General features: G+C 41.7%; 12 protein-coding genes and 1 pseudogene. 3 read left to right on the top strand and 10 right to left on the bottom strand.

The genetic code is table 11. From position 1 onward, the window contains the following. Positions 1–87: 87 nt before the first annotated feature. Together H6G68_RS15665 and H6G68_RS15660 are read right to left on the bottom strand one after the other, a co-directional pair. Positions 88–918: a FecR family protein gene (locus tag H6G68_RS15665; RefSeq protein ID WP_190907473.1), complete on the bottom strand. Its 831-nt coding sequence runs from the start codon at positions 916–918 to the stop codon at positions 88–90. 5 nt (positions 919–923) lie between these two features. Then, positions 924–1,268 carry a hypothetical protein gene (locus H6G68_RS15660; RefSeq protein WP_190907472.1) on the bottom strand — a complete coding sequence of 115 codons (345 nt, stop codon included), beginning with the start codon at positions 1,266–1,268 and terminating at the stop codon, positions 924–926. A gap of 121 nt (positions 1,269–1,389) precedes the next feature. Here H6G68_RS15660 and moaA point away from each other — a divergent pair, with 121 nt between their 5' ends. Continuing rightward, positions 1,390–2,376 carry a GTP 3',8-cyclase MoaA gene (gene moaA / locus H6G68_RS15655; RefSeq protein ID WP_190907471.1) on the top strand — a complete coding sequence of 329 codons (987 nt, stop codon included), beginning with the start codon at positions 1,390–1,392 and terminating at the stop codon, positions 2,374–2,376. Positions 2,377–2,517: 141 nt separating this feature from the next. Here the strand turns inward: moaA and rpsD are convergent, their stop codons facing one another. Beyond that, complete coding sequence (rpsD, locus tag H6G68_RS15650; protein WP_127052685.1) at positions 2,518–3,126, bottom strand: 30S ribosomal protein S4; 609 nt, start codon at positions 3,124–3,126, stop codon at positions 2,518–2,520. Positions 3,127–3,641: 515 nt separating this feature from the next. Between rpsD and H6G68_RS15645 the strand changes: the two genes are divergently transcribed. Beyond that, positions 3,642–4,229, top strand: a complete 588-nt coding sequence (locus H6G68_RS15645) for a hypothetical protein (RefSeq protein WP_190907470.1) — start codon at positions 3,642–3,644, stop codon at positions 4,227–4,229. Between the two features lie 445 nt (positions 4,230–4,674). Here the strand turns inward: H6G68_RS15645 and hetR are convergent, their stop codons facing one another. The 7 genes and pseudogenes from hetR to H6G68_RS15610 all read right to left on the bottom strand — a co-directional run bounded on the left by hetR (position 4,675) and on the right by H6G68_RS15610 (position 15,846). Then, positions 4,675–5,574 (bottom strand): heterocyst differentiation master regulator HetR, encoded by a 900-nt coding sequence (gene hetR / locus H6G68_RS15640; protein WP_127052682.1) that lies wholly within the window; start codon positions 5,572–5,574, stop codon positions 4,675–4,677. A 254-nt stretch (positions 5,575–5,828) separates the two neighbouring features. Then, on the bottom strand, positions 5,829–8,189 hold the full coding sequence (locus tag H6G68_RS15635; protein WP_190907469.1) for a DMT family transporter: 2,361 nt from the start codon (positions 8,187–8,189) through the stop codon (positions 5,829–5,831). Positions 8,190–8,667: 478 nt separating this feature from the next. Further along, positions 8,668–9,927 carry an inorganic phosphate transporter gene (locus H6G68_RS15630; protein WP_190907468.1) on the bottom strand — a complete coding sequence of 420 codons (1,260 nt, stop codon included), beginning with the start codon at positions 9,925–9,927 and terminating at the stop codon, positions 8,668–8,670. Positions 9,928–10,121: 194 nt separating this feature from the next. Continuing rightward, positions 10,122–11,168, bottom strand: a complete 1,047-nt coding sequence (locus H6G68_RS15625; protein ID WP_190907467.1) for an alcohol dehydrogenase catalytic domain-containing protein — start codon at positions 11,166–11,168, stop codon at positions 10,122–10,124. Between the two features lie 624 nt (positions 11,169–11,792). Further along, positions 11,793–12,620: pseudogene (locus H6G68_RS15620) on the bottom strand (formylglycine-generating enzyme family protein); the annotation flags it as partial. 497 nt (positions 12,621–13,117) lie between these two features. Next, positions 13,118–15,025, bottom strand: coding sequence for a 1-deoxy-D-xylulose-5-phosphate synthase (dxs, locus tag H6G68_RS15615; protein ID WP_190907465.1), 1,908 nt, complete (start codon positions 15,023–15,025; stop codon positions 13,118–13,120). A 149-nt stretch (positions 15,026–15,174) separates the two neighbouring features. After that, positions 15,175–15,846 carry an S-layer homology domain-containing protein gene (locus H6G68_RS15610; protein WP_190907464.1) on the bottom strand — a complete coding sequence of 224 codons (672 nt, stop codon included), beginning with the start codon at positions 15,844–15,846 and terminating at the stop codon, positions 15,175–15,177. Positions 15,847–16,073: 227 nt separating this feature from the next. On the opposite strand from H6G68_RS15610, the gene rpiA reads away from it, so the two are divergent. Then, entirely contained in the window at positions 16,074–16,784 is a 711-nt protein-coding gene (gene rpiA / locus H6G68_RS15605; protein ID WP_071191963.1) for a ribose-5-phosphate isomerase RpiA, read from the top strand. Positions 16,785–17,164: the final 380 nt, after the last annotated feature.

Here is a 17,164-nt window from a genome sequence, read left to right as displayed (position 1 = left end):
CTCCTGACTCCTGACTCCTGACTCCTGACTCCTGACTCCTGACTCCTGACTCCTGACTCCTGACTCCTGAATGTATTTCAGAAAAGATTAAGGAACTACTAATTCATAATCTTGTTTTTTACCTAAAGGTGTTGTCACTGTTACTGCAACGCGGCGGTTAGCAGGCATGGGGATGGTAATATCAAATTTTCCACTGCGATCAGTAGTCAGCGGTTGATTTGCAAAAATGACCAAGTTCACTGGATCAACTTTACCAATAATTCGGGCTTGTTGATTTCCTGCCTCTTCCAGTACCTGTAAGTTTAAGCTTGTATCATTTCGTAATGGCAACGGTGCTGATGGTGGTTCTCCTGGAATCACTAAGCTCTGAAAACCTTTATTAATATAAACGCTTTGACCCTGAGCAGTTGTTGATACACTGCCTGTGAGAGTCGCTACCCCTGTTTTACCAGTCGGTTGGACACTCACACCAAATTCCGTCCCTCGCACACCTGCAATCCCTGCTGGAGTCTCTATTTGCAAGCTGGAGTCTTTATGTGTAAAGGGACGCACCTTGAGCCGTACCTGTCCACTTCTCACTTGTAAATTGGTGATATGTCCACCATTTCTAGTCTGTTGGAGTTTTTGAATTTCGAGTTTTGTATTTTCCGCAACTTGAACAAAAGCAATACCAGTATCCAGCGCCAGCATACTACTAGAACGCTGGCCGGTGCTGATGCTATCTCCTACATTTTTTAGTTTTACGCCTATGCGTGCCGATTGGGAAGTTTTTCCATTTTGATAGGTTACATCTCCAGAAACACGGCGAACTTCTATGTAGCGGTTGACTCTTAGCTGGAAGTTATTCTGAGCCGATACTCGACTGATAGTCAATATTGCAATTACAAGTACACTTAATAACAGCCAGCGTTTTTTCATTTACGTCACCGAAAGTAGACCACCCTTGCATCTAATTTACGCGATCGCAAGACTACTTCTAAATTTTTTGCTGAGATATAATTATCAAATGCACCTGCATGGATAAATTTACCCAGTCGGTTCTGGGAAATAAACGCATCTGTTACACACTGTTGTATAGATTTAAGTTTTATTTCTTCATCTCCCGGAACTACGACAACGTAAGGATATTTGGATATTCGCCCCAGAACAATTACTTTCCCCTGCTGGACTCTATTAAACTGCTGTGAAGAATTGGGAATTGGAAAACAATTGTCTGCATAGGCTGTAGTTCCCATTAGTTCCCAACTCAGTCCAATTACTGAACTCATCACAATTGACCATTTCATCTCATTAAAAATACTGTCGTGCTACCCTTGCTACTATACTACTGATTAGGAACCGATGAGATAGTCTAGAATTCAGTCTCACCAAGCTTTGAGCTAAAAAACCATGAACCAGGTAGACTATCTCCGCATTAGTTTAATCGATCGCTGCAATTTCCGTTGTCAGTACTGTATGCCAGAAGGTGCAGAACTGAACTATATTCTCAAGCAACAACTGTTAACTGATGATGAACTCCTCACCTTAATTCAAGAGGTATTTATCCCGGTAGGTTTTACCCGTTTTCGTTTGACTGGTGGGGAACCCCTATTACGTCCTGGTGTGGTGGAGTTAGTCAGAAAAATTGCCAATCTTCCCCAAACCCAAGATTTAGCAATGACTACCAATGGGTTTTTACTAGCCCCAATGGCGCAAAATCTCTATAATGCAGGTTTAAGAAGGATTAATATTAGTTTAGATTCTCTCGACCCAGATACCTTTGAGCAAATTATCGGTAATCATGGACGTGGACGTTGGCAACAAGTTTGGGCAGGAATTCAAGCAGCTTATCATGCTGGCTTTGACCCACTGAAGTTAAATGTGGTGGTTATTCCTGGTGTTAATGACCATGAAATTTTGGATTTAGCGGCTTTGACCATTGACAAACAATGGCACGTCAGGTTTATTGAGTTTATGCCTATTGGTAATGATCAATTATTTAGCGATCGCGGTTGGATATCTTCAGCAGATTTACGTCACAGCATCCGCGAACGTTGGGGATTGACAGAATCTCAAATTCGTGGTAATGGACCTGCTGATGTGTTTCAAATTCCGGGAGCCAAGGGAACATTAGGATTTATCAGCCAGATGTCAGAATGTTTTTGCGATCGCTGTAATCGAATGCGTCTTTCTGCTGATGGTTGGCTACGTCCCTGCTTATTAAACGAAACTGGTCAAATTGACTTAAAAACCTGTTTACGTGCCGGCGTTAGCACTGCTCAATTACAGCAGCAAGTTAAGAACATACTTGACATCAAAGCAGAAATTAACTTTAAACAGCGCGACTCTGGTACTGTCGGCACTTACACCCGTACCATGTCGCAAATTGGCGGTTAGTCATTAGGAACAGGGAACAGGGAACAGGGAACAGGGAACAGAACCAAAGAATAAACTATTGCTTTTTGCCTTTTGCCTCTGACTCCTGACTCCTGACTCCTGACTCCTGACTCCTGACTCCTGACTCCTGACTCCTGACTCTTACGCTTGACGTGAGTAGTATTCCACCACAAGTAGTTCATTAACTTGAAGCGCTACCCATTCTCGTTCAATCACGCTGTTGACTTTACCAATCAATTTGGTTTTATCAAATTCTAAGTGATTAGGGAGGTTAGCTAAACCAGGATATTGCAAGTTAGCTTCTACCAATTTCTTGGATGCTTCCTTATTCCTGACAGCAACTTCTTCACCGGGGCGGCACTGATAGCTGGCAATATTAACTACACGACCGTTAACAGTTACGTGACCGTGATTTACCAGTTGACGCGCTGCGGGAATGGTGGGAGCCATACCCATACGGAAAACCGTGTTATCTAAACGCATTTCTAACAATTGCAGCAACACTTGTCCGGTAGAACCAGTTACACGTCTTGCTTTCCGCACATAGCGTAGCAGTTGCTTTTCAGTCAAACCATAGTTCATGCGGAGTTTTTGCTTTTCCTCTAGACGGATAGCATACTCAGAGCGCTTTTTACGGTTTTGACCATGTTGTCCTGGTGGATAAGCACGTCTAGCGCTTTTCCGAGTTAATCCAGGCAAGTCGCCTAAGCGACGGACAATTCTGAGGCGTGGTCCTCTATATCGGGACATGAGTTTCCTTAATTTAATCCTGTTTAAACTTTACCCAAATATTCTATTATGACATTCCCCGAACCAATTAGCTAGAGGATTCTTGGTTGAATGAGATGTCTCCTGAAAAGCGCTCTCTAAATACTCGTCCTCTTGAACTAAGTAACGAGTTAAAACACTTACAAAAGACTTCATCTCCACTGTACTGACTTTAAATAGGTCTTAACCTAAAAAGCAGTATCTTCCAAGCTTTCAGGGCATGACCCTGCGTTCCCATGCGTCCCACGGTACGTTTAACTTAGATGTTGCGAAAACACTGCTCACGCAACGTTGACTATGATTTAAGTCGTTTTCGCCACAAACTACCCAGTATAGTCTAACCTAAGACCAAATTAGTCCCCGATGCCAATGGACAAAAATACGATCATTAGGCTTGGGAGCTATCTTAGGCAGACAATTGCGCCGAAATTCCTTGATTGTAGAGGAGTTTGAGCAGATTCTAAGTTAGCATAACCTTGGGTGTTTGGAGAATAACTATGTTAGCAACCAAAAAAGAAACTCGCAGTTTTCAGAACCAAAAAAGCAGTCGTACTTTGAGAATTTTGACAGCACCAGTTTTAGCCCTGGCTGGATTATTGACAACCATTGTCCCGAGTATAGCTGTTACAGATTCCTATAGAAATGATTACCGAGTCTGTGCAGCACAACTTTTGAGTGTGGGTGTCACACCACAAGCGGCATCTCAAAGTTGTGCCAAAGCTCTACGTCCAAAAGAGTTGTCTACTTGTGTAGCTCAAATTAAAAAACAAACACAAATTGATCCTACTGATGCCCTGAATTCCTGTAATCAAGCCCGCCGTCCTGAGGACTTAGCTGCCTGTGTAGTTGGCATTAGCAAAAGTACCCAGGAGGCAGTTAATCCAGCCGCTTTAGCCTACTGTGGACGCAGTTTGTTGCCTGTGAATTTTGCTCAGTGTGTAGTTGGCTTGCGTAAGGAAATCGATTTCACCCCGATTCAAGCTTTAGATACTTGTATTGATGCTACTGATCGAGCTATCAGTATCGGTTATGGGTCTACAACACCACCAGGATTCACCCCCACTACAAAGTCAACCCAACAATAATAGGTGAAGGCAACTGGGGGAAGCAAGGGTGAGAGCCGCTTACTTAAATTTTCACTGACTTTAATTCAGGTGGGGTCAGATTCCCATGCTATAACACTCCCTGCTCCCCTGCCTTCTGTTGAATTTTGGGTTGCTATCTCTTTTAGGGGTGGGAGTGTAAATTTGACCGACTACTACCACTATGTGAGAACTTTGCTTGCTACACATATTAGCCGCGCTCATGGCATGAAGAAGGGCTAGAAAAAATATCTTGACTTTCGTCCCCGATTAGACTGGGAGGCTGTGGCACAAATAGTTTATATCAATTCACTTAACTAAAGCTACAAATGAATCTCCGCGTCCCCGTCTCTTTGCGTCTTTCCATTTGTATCAGTCTTAAAGTGAAACGGTATTAGTCAAGGTGGGAGTTCCAAAAATTAGAAGATTACTTCTAACTTTTGCGACTTTATTCGTCTTGACTGCCAAAAACCATTTGTAAGATCATTGGCATTCCTCCATCTTGGTGATATTTATCTGCCCAAGCGCGGATAATTTCATCAAGTTCCTCCATAGCCTGATCTAATCGTTCGGGAGGAATATCTAGTTCTTCTACAGCACGCATGGCATTGGCTTTGCGTTCTGCCCAATCTTTCATCATGCGAAAGTATCGAGCAGTGTCTTCTACCATTGTGTAAGTGCGTTCCTGATCGTCTGCTGGGGCATAAAAAGGACGAGTCAGAGCGTAGAAAGGCATTCCCCAAGGAGAATCAATGCGTGTCACTGTACCTGAGTATAGTAAACGGCGCTTGATATGTTCTGCCAAGGCTTCACTCAGGGGCATTTGGTGGTGAGGTGGTAACTCCTCTTGCGATCGCTTGTGTAGAAATTCAATTAACTCTAGAAACTCAAAGGAGGTGATTAACTGGGCATCAGGCAGATTTTTAGGCAGCTTGCGCTCAATTTGTTTTTTTTCTTCACTTGTCAGACTTGTACCAGGTACACGGGATCTTCCTGGTAGCCAAGGATATTTTTCCATCCAGACATAGGGCAATTGAATCAAATAGCGAGGTTCTTGAGAACCCAGCATTTTTAGCAATTTGCCTTCAGTCAGCGCAAGTCTGACTTCCTCAACAATGATTTTGACTCGCTTCGGTTCCAGATGATGCAAATGGCCTGTCATTCGCAGGTTTTGTCCCTGCTCTAGATAGGTCATATAAATTGCACACTTAGCGGCAGTTGCGGCTGCATCTAAAAATGCTCCATGCCTATGCCCACTTGTTCGCATGGCACTAAAAGCTAGATAAAGCATGATCTGATCCATCGCACTTGGGCCAAGACGTTTGATCAGATCTATGTCGTTACTCATATTCACAGACAGATGAATGGCACGTTTACAAGAGTGGGATTCAAATTAAATTATCTAGTATACACCAAACTGCAATATAAGTCTTCCGTCCAGATAATTAATTATGTTTGAATCATGACTTTTTTTGTGATTCTCAGATACATTAACAATTTTCCCAGGATTCAGCCTAGGAAAAATGACGAGTTTGAAGCTCCGCATTTTGGGAATGGGGAGAGTCAAGCTCTGGGATGTTGAGTTTCATTGCTCTTGGTGATTTAGTTCTTGGGACTAGAAGATTTAACTTGATTTTGCATTTTTTCAAAGCTGAAAGCAACAGCACCTAAGGTTACTAATAAAACTCCCAGAATTTGTAACAGATCCAAGGTTTCCTGAATCATTAAGCCAGCAAAAATCACTGTTAAAACTGGTACAGTAGCGCCAATAATTGCTGATTGTGGCGCACCTAGTTTGCGAATCCCAAAGTTATTGAACAAATAACCGCAAAGAGTTAAGACACCCAACATAAAAGCACTTAGAATCACTTCCAGTAAATTGGATGATCTAATTGCTAAACTCCAATCACTAGGTAAGGGAAGCATTAAGCAAATAAAGCTTAACAGTAACATAGTGGCGAAGTTAATTAAAGCAAAAGAAACTGGATGCAGTTGAGTGGCGCATAACCTAGTAAAAATTACATACACAGCAAAAGCTATTCCGGACATAATTCCTGAGATGGTTCCCAAAGAAGTATTGCTCATGGCTGTGGAATAACTACTCAGGATTATTAATTCACCACAGAAAATGGTAGCGTAAGCCCCAGCACTGATTAAATTAGGACGCTCTCTAAACAGAAACCACGCCAAGAGTCCACTAATCACCGGATAGACAAAGAACAGTGCGATCGCAATTCCTGTAGTTACTGTACCAATGGCAATGTAAATAAGTACTTGGGACAAAAACAAAAAGCAGCCACTCACCACTGACAATATTAAAACCCGCTTTGTTTTTGCACTATTAGAAGTGGCATTTCTGCCCACTGAATCAAATAGATTTTGCAGATCTTGCCAAATTGGTGGATGCAATATAGGAGCCAAGAGTAGCATCAATGGCACAACCACTAATAACCTCAGCATCAAAATCAGGAAAATATTACCCAAGGTTGGTGAGATGAATTGCTGTGTCTCAAACTCTCCCAGAAGCTGAGAATCTTTATAAAAAAGCGCCTTAATAGCTACGTTATAAAGGGACGATACCACCGTTGACAAAACAACCAACAAAAAGCCTACCTGAACCGGAGACCAGTTTGGGGCGCTACGGGATCTTTGTCGTCGGGTAGCGACTTCCTGCTTTGGCTTTAGTGCAAAAGGAGGTGGAGATTTAGTTGTGCTTTCTGACAAGTTTGGAGTCAGAACAGAAATTGGCTCTGTTTTATTTTCCTGGGGTGGCTGTTTTGATGCAAAAGGAGGTGGGGATGTAGTTGTGCTTTCTGACAAGTTTGGAGTCAAAACAGAAATTGACTCTGTTGTATTTTCCTGGAGGGGTGGTTCTGTTGTAGATTGCTGTTCTGTCCAGTTTGGAGTCAGAACAGAACTTGACTCTGTTGTATTTTCCTGGAGTGGTGGTTCTGTTGTAGATTGCTGTTCTGTCCAGTTTGGAGTCAGAACAGAACTTGACTCTGTTGTATTTTCCTGGAGTGGTGGTTCTGGTGTAGATTGCTGTTCTGTCCAGTTTGGAGTCAGAACAGAACTTGACTCTGTTGTATTTTCCTGGAGGGGTGGTTCTGGTGTAGATTGCTGTTCTGTCCAGTTTGAAGTCAGAACAGAACTTGACTCTGTTGTATTTTCTGGCGGTGGAGGTAAAGTTACCACAGCCTCTGTGGATGTAGTTTCGGTGTTTGGTAATTCCTGGGGTAGCAGAGAAATGGGTTCAGTAATTATTCTCTCTGAGGATTTTTCCAAGAAACCGTTTTTGTAAGGCTCAGTCAGTTGTAATACAGTTGGCGCACCTCCTGTTACAACCTTGAGGGAAGTTGTTTCTCTGGTTTTGTCCAGTTCACCGCGTAGGCGATTAATGAACTCTGCTAAAATCTCTTCTCCTTGCTGCTGTTGGTCGTACATTCGGGACAACTGCTGAGAAAGATGACTTTGATAATTTTTTAGTTCTTGTTGCAGCGAGCTAAAAGCAATTGTGACAGTATCATCAAGATTGTCCAACATTTGGCCGACATTCTCACTGATCTGACTGCCTGAATTGGTTGTGACTTCAGCAGACCTCAAAGCAGATCGTTCAGAAGATTCACCTTCAATTGATTGAGTAGCTAAAGTCTTCAGGGAAGATTGTAGTTGTGAAGATATGTGTTTTGCCAAAACTTCCGCAAGCTGACGAATTAAAACTTGCTGTTCGGTAATTTGTCGAGCTTGCTGTAACTTTTCTTTTTCTTCTATCAATCGTTGAATGTCGTTAGCTAAACGGGTTTTTTCAGCCTCCAACCGCTTGACATCATCCTGCAACGACCTGAGAACATTCTGTTGCAAATTTTCTAAATCTTCAACTATATCCCAGAGGGCATTTTCTGCTGCTCTGGGTAAGTCACCCCTGCTTCGTGGGTTGTCTGGTCGCTTCTCAAATCGCCCCATGAGTTTCTAACCTCTAACACCTTGACGATAAATCAGTTATCAGTTATCAGTTATCAATTTTCAGACTGATAACTATTGACTGTTTACTGATAACTATTCACTGTTTACTGTTTACTGTTCACTGATAACTGTTTCAAAGCCTTGCAGATGGGTAGGTTACTAAAAACCACAATCTGTGCGAAGTGTAAATTGCGTGACAGTTTCCGTTGCTCTGAGGAATTAAAGTATTTTTCTTTTGAAAAATAGAAGATATTGCCATCCCCTGCACAATATTCTAGTAAATGACCAACAATTCTGCAAAAATATGCTGTTTAGGAATAATTGCAGAATATAGCGGTTTTTGATTGGGTAGGATTCCCATTTAAGGTAGGGGTACAGCACCGAAAATTTTGTAGTGAAACAGCAATCTTACTTACGTTGTTTCCCTAAAATGTATTGCATTCAAATGAGAACCAGTATGTAAGAATCTCCATAAATTTCATTTTGAATTGAAGATCATCCGGATAATGCTAAAGATAGCAGCACTGAGAATGGCACTGATAGGGACTGTAATTATCCAGGCTGCGGCGATTCCTTGGAGGGTTTGAAATTTAATTGATTTGAGGTTCTGCACTAGTCCAATGCCCACTACGCCGCCAACGAGGGCATGGGAGGTGGATACTGGTAAGCCTAAGCGGGAAGCTAGTAAGATAGTGGTGGCGGTGGCAAGTTCGGCGCAAAATCCGCTACTAGGTTGTAAGGATATGATATTTTCGCCGATGGTGGCAATAACTTTTTTACCCCAAATTGCTAAACCGGCGACAATGCCAATGCCACCAAGGATGAGAATCCAAATGGGGATGTTTAGTCCATTGTTGGGGACGCTACCTGTGCGCTGGATATAGGATATGACTGCTAGGGGTGCGATCGCATTCCCAACATCATTTGAACCATGTGCAAAGGCCACAAAACAAGCACTCAGGAGTTGAAATCTTCCAAATAAGCCTTCTACTGGATTTTGGATTTTGGATTTTAGCTTTTGGATTGTGCTGTGATCTAATTGTCGCCAGCTATAAAGTGTCAGTCCTATTGCTGCGGCTGCACCTGTGAATATGGGGATGTCGTGGGGGGGTAGATTTAATCCGACTTCTTCAATTAAAAACTTTGTCAGTGGTTGGGTGAGGGATGGTAGGACAATTACACCAAATACACTCAGTAAAATTGCGCTTAACCAGGGAATCCATTCTTGTAAATGTAGGAGGGGATTCGGTTGTTCTAAAATCCAGCGCTGAATGAGACTGTAAAAAAAAGCCGCTACTACACCACTAATTACAGGTGTTAAAACCCAACCGATGGTAATTAAACCAATAGATGACCAGTCTATAGCATTTATTCCCAAGGCTACCCAACTAAATCCAGCGATCGCACCCACAACGGCATGAGATGAGGATACAGGTAAACCGCGTGATGTGGCAATTTGTAGCCAAACTCCAGATGATATCAGTACCGCTACCATCCCTAAAACTAAGGTTTGCGGTGTGGAGATGAATAAATCAGGGTTGGCAATTTTCGTCCCTAAAGTTTCCGTTACCCCATGTCCAAATAAGACAGCACCTGTAAATTCGAGGATGCCGGCAATAATAATTGCTTGTTTGAGGGTGACAGCTTTAGAACCTACAGAAGTCCCCATAGCATTGGCTACATCATTTGCGCCAAGATTAAAAGCTACATAAAAAGCTAAGACAGCGAGAATAATCATAGTTATCTGAATCAGGATTTATAGGATGATTGTCTGAATCAGGATTTCCAGGATTTTAGGATGTACAGGATGAATCTTGATTGTTTTCCATGTTGTATTTTTGTAATCTTGTCAATGGGAGCGTATGGCTAACGCCACGCAAGCTAGAGCCATGTATCCTGATTCAGACAATTAATCCCTAACCCAAATTTGATTTACGGATAAATTAGAATTTTATAAGTTTCTGGTGTAGGTGCGATCGCTTGGTCTACGGCTTGTGATAAATCTTGTAGGGGATAGCGATCGCTAATTAAGGCTTTGACATCAATCCGGCGATTAAAGACAATATCGGCTGAAAGACTTTGTAAACGGTAAGATGAACTGTAACTACCCATCAAGTCGATTTCCCGACGATACAGAACATTTGGATTCACGGGAATTGTCAACTCATCGGGAAACTCCGCGAAAAACAGGATTTTTCCACCTTTGCGGGTACAGTCTAAGGCTTGAAAAAATGCTTTGTCACTGGGTACAGCTAACAAGGTGACATCTACACCCATTCCCCCAGTTAAAGCTTGAATTTTGGCAGGTAAATCAGGATCACGAGCATCAAAAGCGGCTTCTGCTCCTACATTCAGAGCTTTTTCAATTCTAGAGGGAAGTAAATCAGTAGCGATCGCTCTGGCTCCAAAATACTTCACCAACATCATAAACATTAACCCAATTGGCCCAGCCCCAGTGATTAACACAGTTTGTCCTGGCGCAATTTGAGCCTTTTTCACCGCTTTTAAACAGCAATTAGTCGGTTCTACAAAACTCGCTTCTTCAAAACTAATATCATCGGGGATAGGAATTAAACCCCCATTCTCCACAATATGGCCTGGTACTTTCACATACTCTGCAAAACCGCCACCACTAGCGTTAAAACCTGCGGTAGTCGAGATATTCTTATAAACATCGCACATGGAGAAATTATCATTTAAGCAGTAGGTGCAACGCATACATGGTATATGGTGCATCACCGCAACCCGTTGTCCTACTGTCCAACCTTTCACATTAGAACCTACCGCTGCAATAGTTCCAGCGGTTTCATGTCCAAATATACGTGGCGGTTCATACAAAGGATAACGAATTTTTTTAATATCTGACTGACACAAACCTACAACCCGCACCTGTACTAGTACTTCATCTGCTTCTAGTGTCGGAACTGGGATTTCTTCGTAGGATAATTGATTTACGCCTCTAAATACTTGTGCTTTCACGTTGGTTTCTTATCGTTCAACGTTACTAGATTTAGCATTTTGTGATCAACTTTAGGTGATGATACCGTTTCTTGATGAAAATGTGTCTAATTATTCTATGTAAATGGGCTTTACTAAGATAAGTTACTACAAGACTTGTTTGTGCAGTTCTATAATTATATGCTTATGGATAACCAAACATAAGTTTTTTAAATCAGCCTTTTTCAAAAAAAACGCACTACTATGTTTATTGAGAATTTGTCTAGGCTATTGTCAATAATATTGAGAATACTGTCAATAACTCAACGAGTTTACTAGGGTATTGACCTCTTGACTTTTTATGCTAATATTTAATGAGACAATTGGGTACTCTATTGAAAAAAATAAGATTGGAAATAATTTCCCAACTTCTTCAATACATCTCGTGCAGATTCTCAAATTCTGTAAATCCTGATTCTGATGATGGAAAATCTCTGAATCAGCATGGTTTGGATTCAAGGATGTACAGGATGAAAATAACTAAATCGTGTAAATCAGCAAATCCTCATTCAGACAATAAATATGCTTAATTTAAAAATGTTTTCCGCCTAACGGCGGGGGCAAGTAAAAAGAATTAAATTAAGAAGTGTAAAGGGCAAGAAAGCCTCAGGCAATCACCACAACCACACGAAACCCAATAATCCTACGCAACTCAATACCGATACGCGCAGACAAAGCTAATCCGATGCGATTGGCAGACCGACAATACGTAGCACCGCCGCCCCAGGCACCGCCACGCACCGAACTGAATCCTTCAATATTAGTATTTGTCCAAGGACTACCATCGGTCGGCGCACCGTTGTAATTATTGTGATAGTAATCTTGACACAATTCCATTATATTACCACACATATCATACAAACCAAAAGAATTTGGTGGAAATATTCCTACATCTGTGGTTTGTTGACGATCTTGCCCTTTTGGGGCAGAAGCGTAGGGATAATTACCATGATAATTTACTAAATCTGGGGTAATGCTTTCCCCAAAGTAAAATGGTGTGGTTGTCCCCGCTCGACAAGCATATTCCCATTCAGCTTCACTGGGTAATCTGTAGCCTTTTTTGGTCTTTTCGCTTAATGCTTGACAGAATTTTACTGCATCATCCCAAATCACTTGTTCTACTGGTCGGTTTTCACCTTTGAAGTTAGAAGGGTTACTCCCAATAATAGCTTGATATTGTGCCTGTGTGACTGCATATCTACCCATGAAAAACCCAGCAACTGTAACTTCATGTTGAGGACTTTCGTTTGATTTTCTATCTTTCTCGCTTTCCGGTGAACCCATGAGGAATGTTCCTCCTGGTATTTGCACCATTTGTAATTTGACACCATTTCCTAAGTCTTCTTCAAAGTATTTTGCTTGTTGCTTACTGCGTTTAACAATGCTTCCTTTTTCATCTGTGGTGACAACTTCAAACGAAAAGCTTTGTAAATGATCCTGTGATTTAGAAATTAACAAATCAGAACTTTCGGAAGATGTTTCGGACATAATCTATTGTATTCAGTATTTATACAAAATAATATACACTAATCTATAACTATAGGAATAGTCGTTTTAATAAATTGTAGTGAGTATATTCGACTGAACGAAGGATAGCTATGATGTTTATTGTCTGAATCAGGATTTACAGGATTTATAGGATGTTCATGGCGATGAATATTGTGATGTACTCATATGCTTGATTAATTGAGATCATGAAAATTTATTAAAATCCTGTCATCTTGATAATTCTTGTGATCAAAAAAATCGGTTAATTTCCTAGACCCACGTCATCCTGTAAATCCTCAAATCCTGTAAATCCTGATTCAGACAAATAGATAATCCTTATTCATCAGAAACTGTAATGAGGCTCCAAGTCCAGGATCAAGGAAGGCAGAGCCTTCAAGAATTCATTCCCATACAGAGTATGGGAACGAGAAAAAGAAAATTATTTAGACAACAGCAGCAGCTTGTTTTTTAAAGAAAGCTTGCAAAACAGTTTCTGCAATTTGCCGACTAGTTAAACCTAATGCTGCATAAGATTCCTCTGGTGTGGCATGATCTACCAAAATATCTGGTACACCAATTCGCTTCACAGGAACCAAAACATCAGCATCCATTAAAGCCTCAGCCACCGCAGAACCAAAGCCACCCATTAAACAGCCTTCTTCCAAAGTGACAACTCGGCCAATTTGTTTAGCCAAAGGTAAAATCAACTCAGTATCCAAAGGCTTAACAAACCGGGCATTAATCACAGTTGCTTCGATGCCATGTTCGCTGAGAATTTCCGCCGCTTGCATACTTGGGTAAACCATTGTGCCGTAACCGACGATTAACACATCATCACCCTGGCGGAGAATTTCCCCTTTCCCGATTTCCAAAGGTTCCCAACCTTCTTCCATCAATGGGACACCGTGACCATTACCGCGAGGGAAACGCATAGAAATGGGGCTACTGGTGTGGTTAATACCAGTCACCACCATCCGTTGTAATTCCGCTTCGTCCTTGGGAGCCATCACTACCATGTTGGGAATACAACGTAGATAGGCGATGTCATACATACCTTGGTGAGTCGGACCATCAGCACCAACAATACCCGCCCGATCTAAACAGAAGAATACGGGTAGGTTTTGGATGCAGACATCGTGAATAATTTGGTCAAAGGCGCGTTGTAAGAAAGTGGAATAGATAGCAGCAACGGGGCGCATTCCTTCACAGGCTAAACCAGCTGCTAAAGTCACAGCGTGTTGTTCAGCAATACCCACATCAATGTATTGATTGGGTAGTTTAGCTTGGAGTTTATCTAACCCTGTACCGGTAGCCATTGCTGCGGTAATCCCGACGATTTTGGGATTTTGTTCTGCCAGTTTCACCAAAGTGTGAGAAAAGACTTTAGCGTAAGCTGGAGGTTTGGGTTTACTGGAAGGAATAGCCTTACCAGTGGTTAAGTTAAAGGGGGTTTGGGCGTGGTAGCCTACTTGGTCTTTTTCAGCTAGTTCATAGCCTTTACCTTTAGTTGTCACCACATGAACCAAAACCGGGCCAATAATTTGATGTGCCTGTTGGAAGGTAGCAATCAACTCTTCTAAATTATGTCCATCCACAGGCCCCATGTAGGTAAAGCCCAGTTCTTCAAAAACTGCACCAACTTTGGGAACCGCTAAACGCTTCATTCCTTCTTTGATGCGTTCTAGTTCTGGGGAAAGAGATTCACCAACAAAAGGAATATGTTTGAACTGTTCCTCTAAATTATCTTTGATAAATTGCACCGGTGGGCTAAGGCGCATTTTGTTGAGATAGCGGGGAATAGCACCAACGTTGGGGGAGATGGACATCTCATTGTCATTGAGAACCACCAGCAGGTTAGTTTTGGGTAAGTGTCCAGCGTGGTTGATGGCTTCTAAGGCCATACCACCGGTTAAAGCACCATCTCCAATGACAGCAACGGCTTTAAATTTTTCCCCTTTTAAGTCGCGGGCTAAAGCCATACCCAAGGCGGCTGAGATACTGGTAGAAGCGTGTCCAGCACCAAAGTGGTCAAACTTGTTTTCACAACGCTTGAGATAACCTGCAACTCCGTCTTTTTGTCTGAGAGTGTGGAAGTCACTGTAGCGTCCTGTGAGTAGTTTGTGGGGATAAGCTTGATGTCCCACATCCCAAATGACTTTGTCCCGATCTAAGTCCAACGTCTGGTAAAGCCCAAGGGTTAGTTCTACAACTCCCAAACCGGGGCCTAAATGCCCCCCAGTTGCTGCTACGGTTTGTAAGTGCTTATCTCGAATTTGACGAGCAATTTGTTGCAATTGGCGAATCGACAAACCATGCAACTGGTTAGGATGGGTGATTTCACTCAGGTGCATATTATACGGTTTTCCTCTCTATACTCTACTTTTGGCATTAATTAGATTTTCCCACTTCAGGTGGCTACAAAAAGCTGGCAGTTATTAATGTCGTTTGTAGAAGTATAACTTTGGTTAGTTATCCGCAGCCATTTCTCCCCGTCTCCCTATCATAATTGGGGTACACCGGGGACTACTGGTGTCTCTGGTTGTTTCTGTTGGCGTTGCAAATATTTACTTAAGACGTAAGCCATGTCACCACGGGTCATGGGGCGTAATGGGTTAATATTACCTTGGCTATCTGTGTTGATAAATTCTTCACTGACTACGGTAGCGATCGCTTTTCTGGCCCAAGTGGGTATAGTCTCTGCATCTGGGTGTGCTGTCAAAATTTCGTTGACGGTATCGTTGGGGAACTGAAACACTCCATAGGCCTGGGCAAAAATTGCCAAGCCTTCAGCCCTAGTTACCTTTTGATTGGGAAAGAACATATTCCCGCGATAGCCTTTCATGATGTCGGTTTTGAGAACTATCTGAATATCTTGATATGCAGGGTGAGAATTTGGCACATCTGGTATCAGTGTTGCATTTTTTTGTGCAATAGCTTGGCGCTTTTCTAAACGAAAGGCTTTAACTAAAATTGATGCTAATTCAGCCCGACTAATTAGCCTTTCTGGATAAAATTGACCATCTGTAAAATCGGTAATTAAATTGGCGTTAATCACCTTTTGTATATAATCTGAGCTTGTCACAGGTAGTTGTTCTGTTGTGTTTGCCTGTGCAATTACTGGGTAGGTTTGCAGTAGGCTGACTAAACTCAATGTACCTAGTAATTTTTTCATGTCAACTATGATTTTAGAAACGCATGATTGGTGTTGACGTTTTTTGAATAACTGAAGTTGCCGATTTTTTATATTATTAATTATGAGTATTTTTTTATGTATAATTTGAAAGTTTTTCTAGTGTAAATATCAGCAATTACCCATTACCTATTATCCATTACCAATTTTGTAGTATAGTCGGCTGTGATAGTGTCTTTCCCAAAGTTAATTTTTCAGGAGTTTTGAGAATGTCCGTAGCAGCAGACCCCGTGAAGTTGATGAAGCAAGAAGTTGGCAAAGCCGCCGCCGCCCTGGTAAAATCGGGTTCTATAGTTGGGTTGGGTACGGGGTCAACTACAGCCTACACAATTCAGTATTTAGGAGAACGCCTCAAGTCTGGTGAACTCAAAGATATTGTTGGTATCCCCACCTCGTTTCAGTCGGAAGTTCTAGCAAAACAGTACGGCGTTCCTCTCACCACTCTCGACGCTATTGACCATATTGATATTGCTATTGATGGTGCTGATGAAGTAGATCCCCACAAAAACTTGATTAAAGGCGGTGGTGCAGCACATACCCGCGAAAAAGTGGTAGATTATCTGGCAGAGCAGTTTATTGTTGTGGTCGATGCTGGTAAGTTAGTAGACCGCTTGGGTTCTAGTTTTGCTGTTCCAGTGGAAGTTATCCCTATGGCTATTACCCCCGTTCTGAATGCGATTAAAAAACTCGGTGGTAAACCTGAACTCCGCATGGGTGTAAGAAAAGCAGGGCCAGTCATCACCGACCAAGGTAACATGGTTGTAGATGTGAGATTTGACAATATTAGCGACCCTGTGAATTTAGAGAAAACACTGAATAATATTCCTGGTGTTTTGGAAAATGGGATCTTTGTCAATTGTGTTGATTTAGTTCTGATTGGCGAAGTTATCGATGGTAAACCTGTTGTCCGCCAAATGTAGTTAATCGACAGTTTCAGGTCAAGTCGCTTCGCTCCAATTAAAAATTAAAAATTATTAATTAAAAATTGCAATCAGTGGGGGCTTGTACCCACCACTGATTGTAGACTACTGAATCTTTGATTCAGTGGGGGCTTGCACCCAAAATTAATTAATTAAAAATTATTATTAATCTTAAATTTTTAATTTTTAATTTTTAACTTTTAATTAAAAAAAGAGTCAGGTGACGCACCCTCAAATTTTGTGAATTATTGGATTAGGTTATGTAGCAGGTTACAGGTTACAGTGTGAAAAGTGTTTTGGTGTCTAGGTTTTCTAATAAGTTGTATTCTAACCACCTTGCCGGTTGTTATACTTGTAAAGATTAAATATTCAAAATCTCA

Origin of the sequence: Anabaena catenula FACHB-362 (assembly GCF_014698735.1) — a bacterium.
GTDB lineage: Bacteria > Cyanobacteriota > Cyanobacteriia > Cyanobacteriales > Nostocaceae > Anabaena > Anabaena variabilis_A.
This window is presented reverse-complemented; position numbering and strand designations above follow the sequence as displayed.

Coding starts and splice junctions, on each gene's coding strand:
- dxs (WP_190907465.1), bottom strand. CDS start 15,025: ATGCACCTGAGTGAAATCACCCATCCTAACCAGTTGCATGGTTTGTCG.
- moaA (WP_190907471.1), top strand. CDS start 1,390: ATGAACCAGGTAGACTATCTCCGCATTAGTTTAATCGATCGCTGCAAT.
- hetR (WP_127052682.1), bottom strand. CDS start 5,574: ATGAGTAACGACATAGATCTGATCAAACGTCTTGGCCCAAGTGCGATG.
- H6G68_RS15610 (WP_190907464.1), bottom strand. CDS start 15,846: ATGAAAAAATTACTAGGTACATTGAGTTTAGTCAGCCTACTGCAAACC.
- rpiA (WP_071191963.1), top strand. CDS start 16,074: ATGTCCGTAGCAGCAGACCCCGTGAAGTTGATGAAGCAAGAAGTTGGC.
- H6G68_RS15660 (WP_190907472.1), bottom strand. CDS start 1,268: ATGAGTTCAGTAATTGGACTGAGTTGGGAACTAATGGGAACTACAGCC.
- H6G68_RS15635 (WP_190907469.1), bottom strand. CDS start 8,189: ATGGGGCGATTTGAGAAGCGACCAGACAACCCACGAAGCAGGGGTGAC.
- H6G68_RS15665 (WP_190907473.1), bottom strand. CDS start 918: ATGAAAAAACGCTGGCTGTTATTAAGTGTACTTGTAATTGCAATATTG.
- rpsD (WP_127052685.1), bottom strand. CDS start 3,126: ATGTCCCGATATAGAGGACCACGCCTCAGAATTGTCCGTCGCTTAGGC.
- H6G68_RS15630 (WP_190907468.1), bottom strand. CDS start 9,927: ATGATTATTCTCGCTGTCTTAGCTTTTTATGTAGCTTTTAATCTTGGC.
- H6G68_RS15645 (WP_190907470.1), top strand. CDS start 3,642: ATGTTAGCAACCAAAAAAGAAACTCGCAGTTTTCAGAACCAAAAAAGC.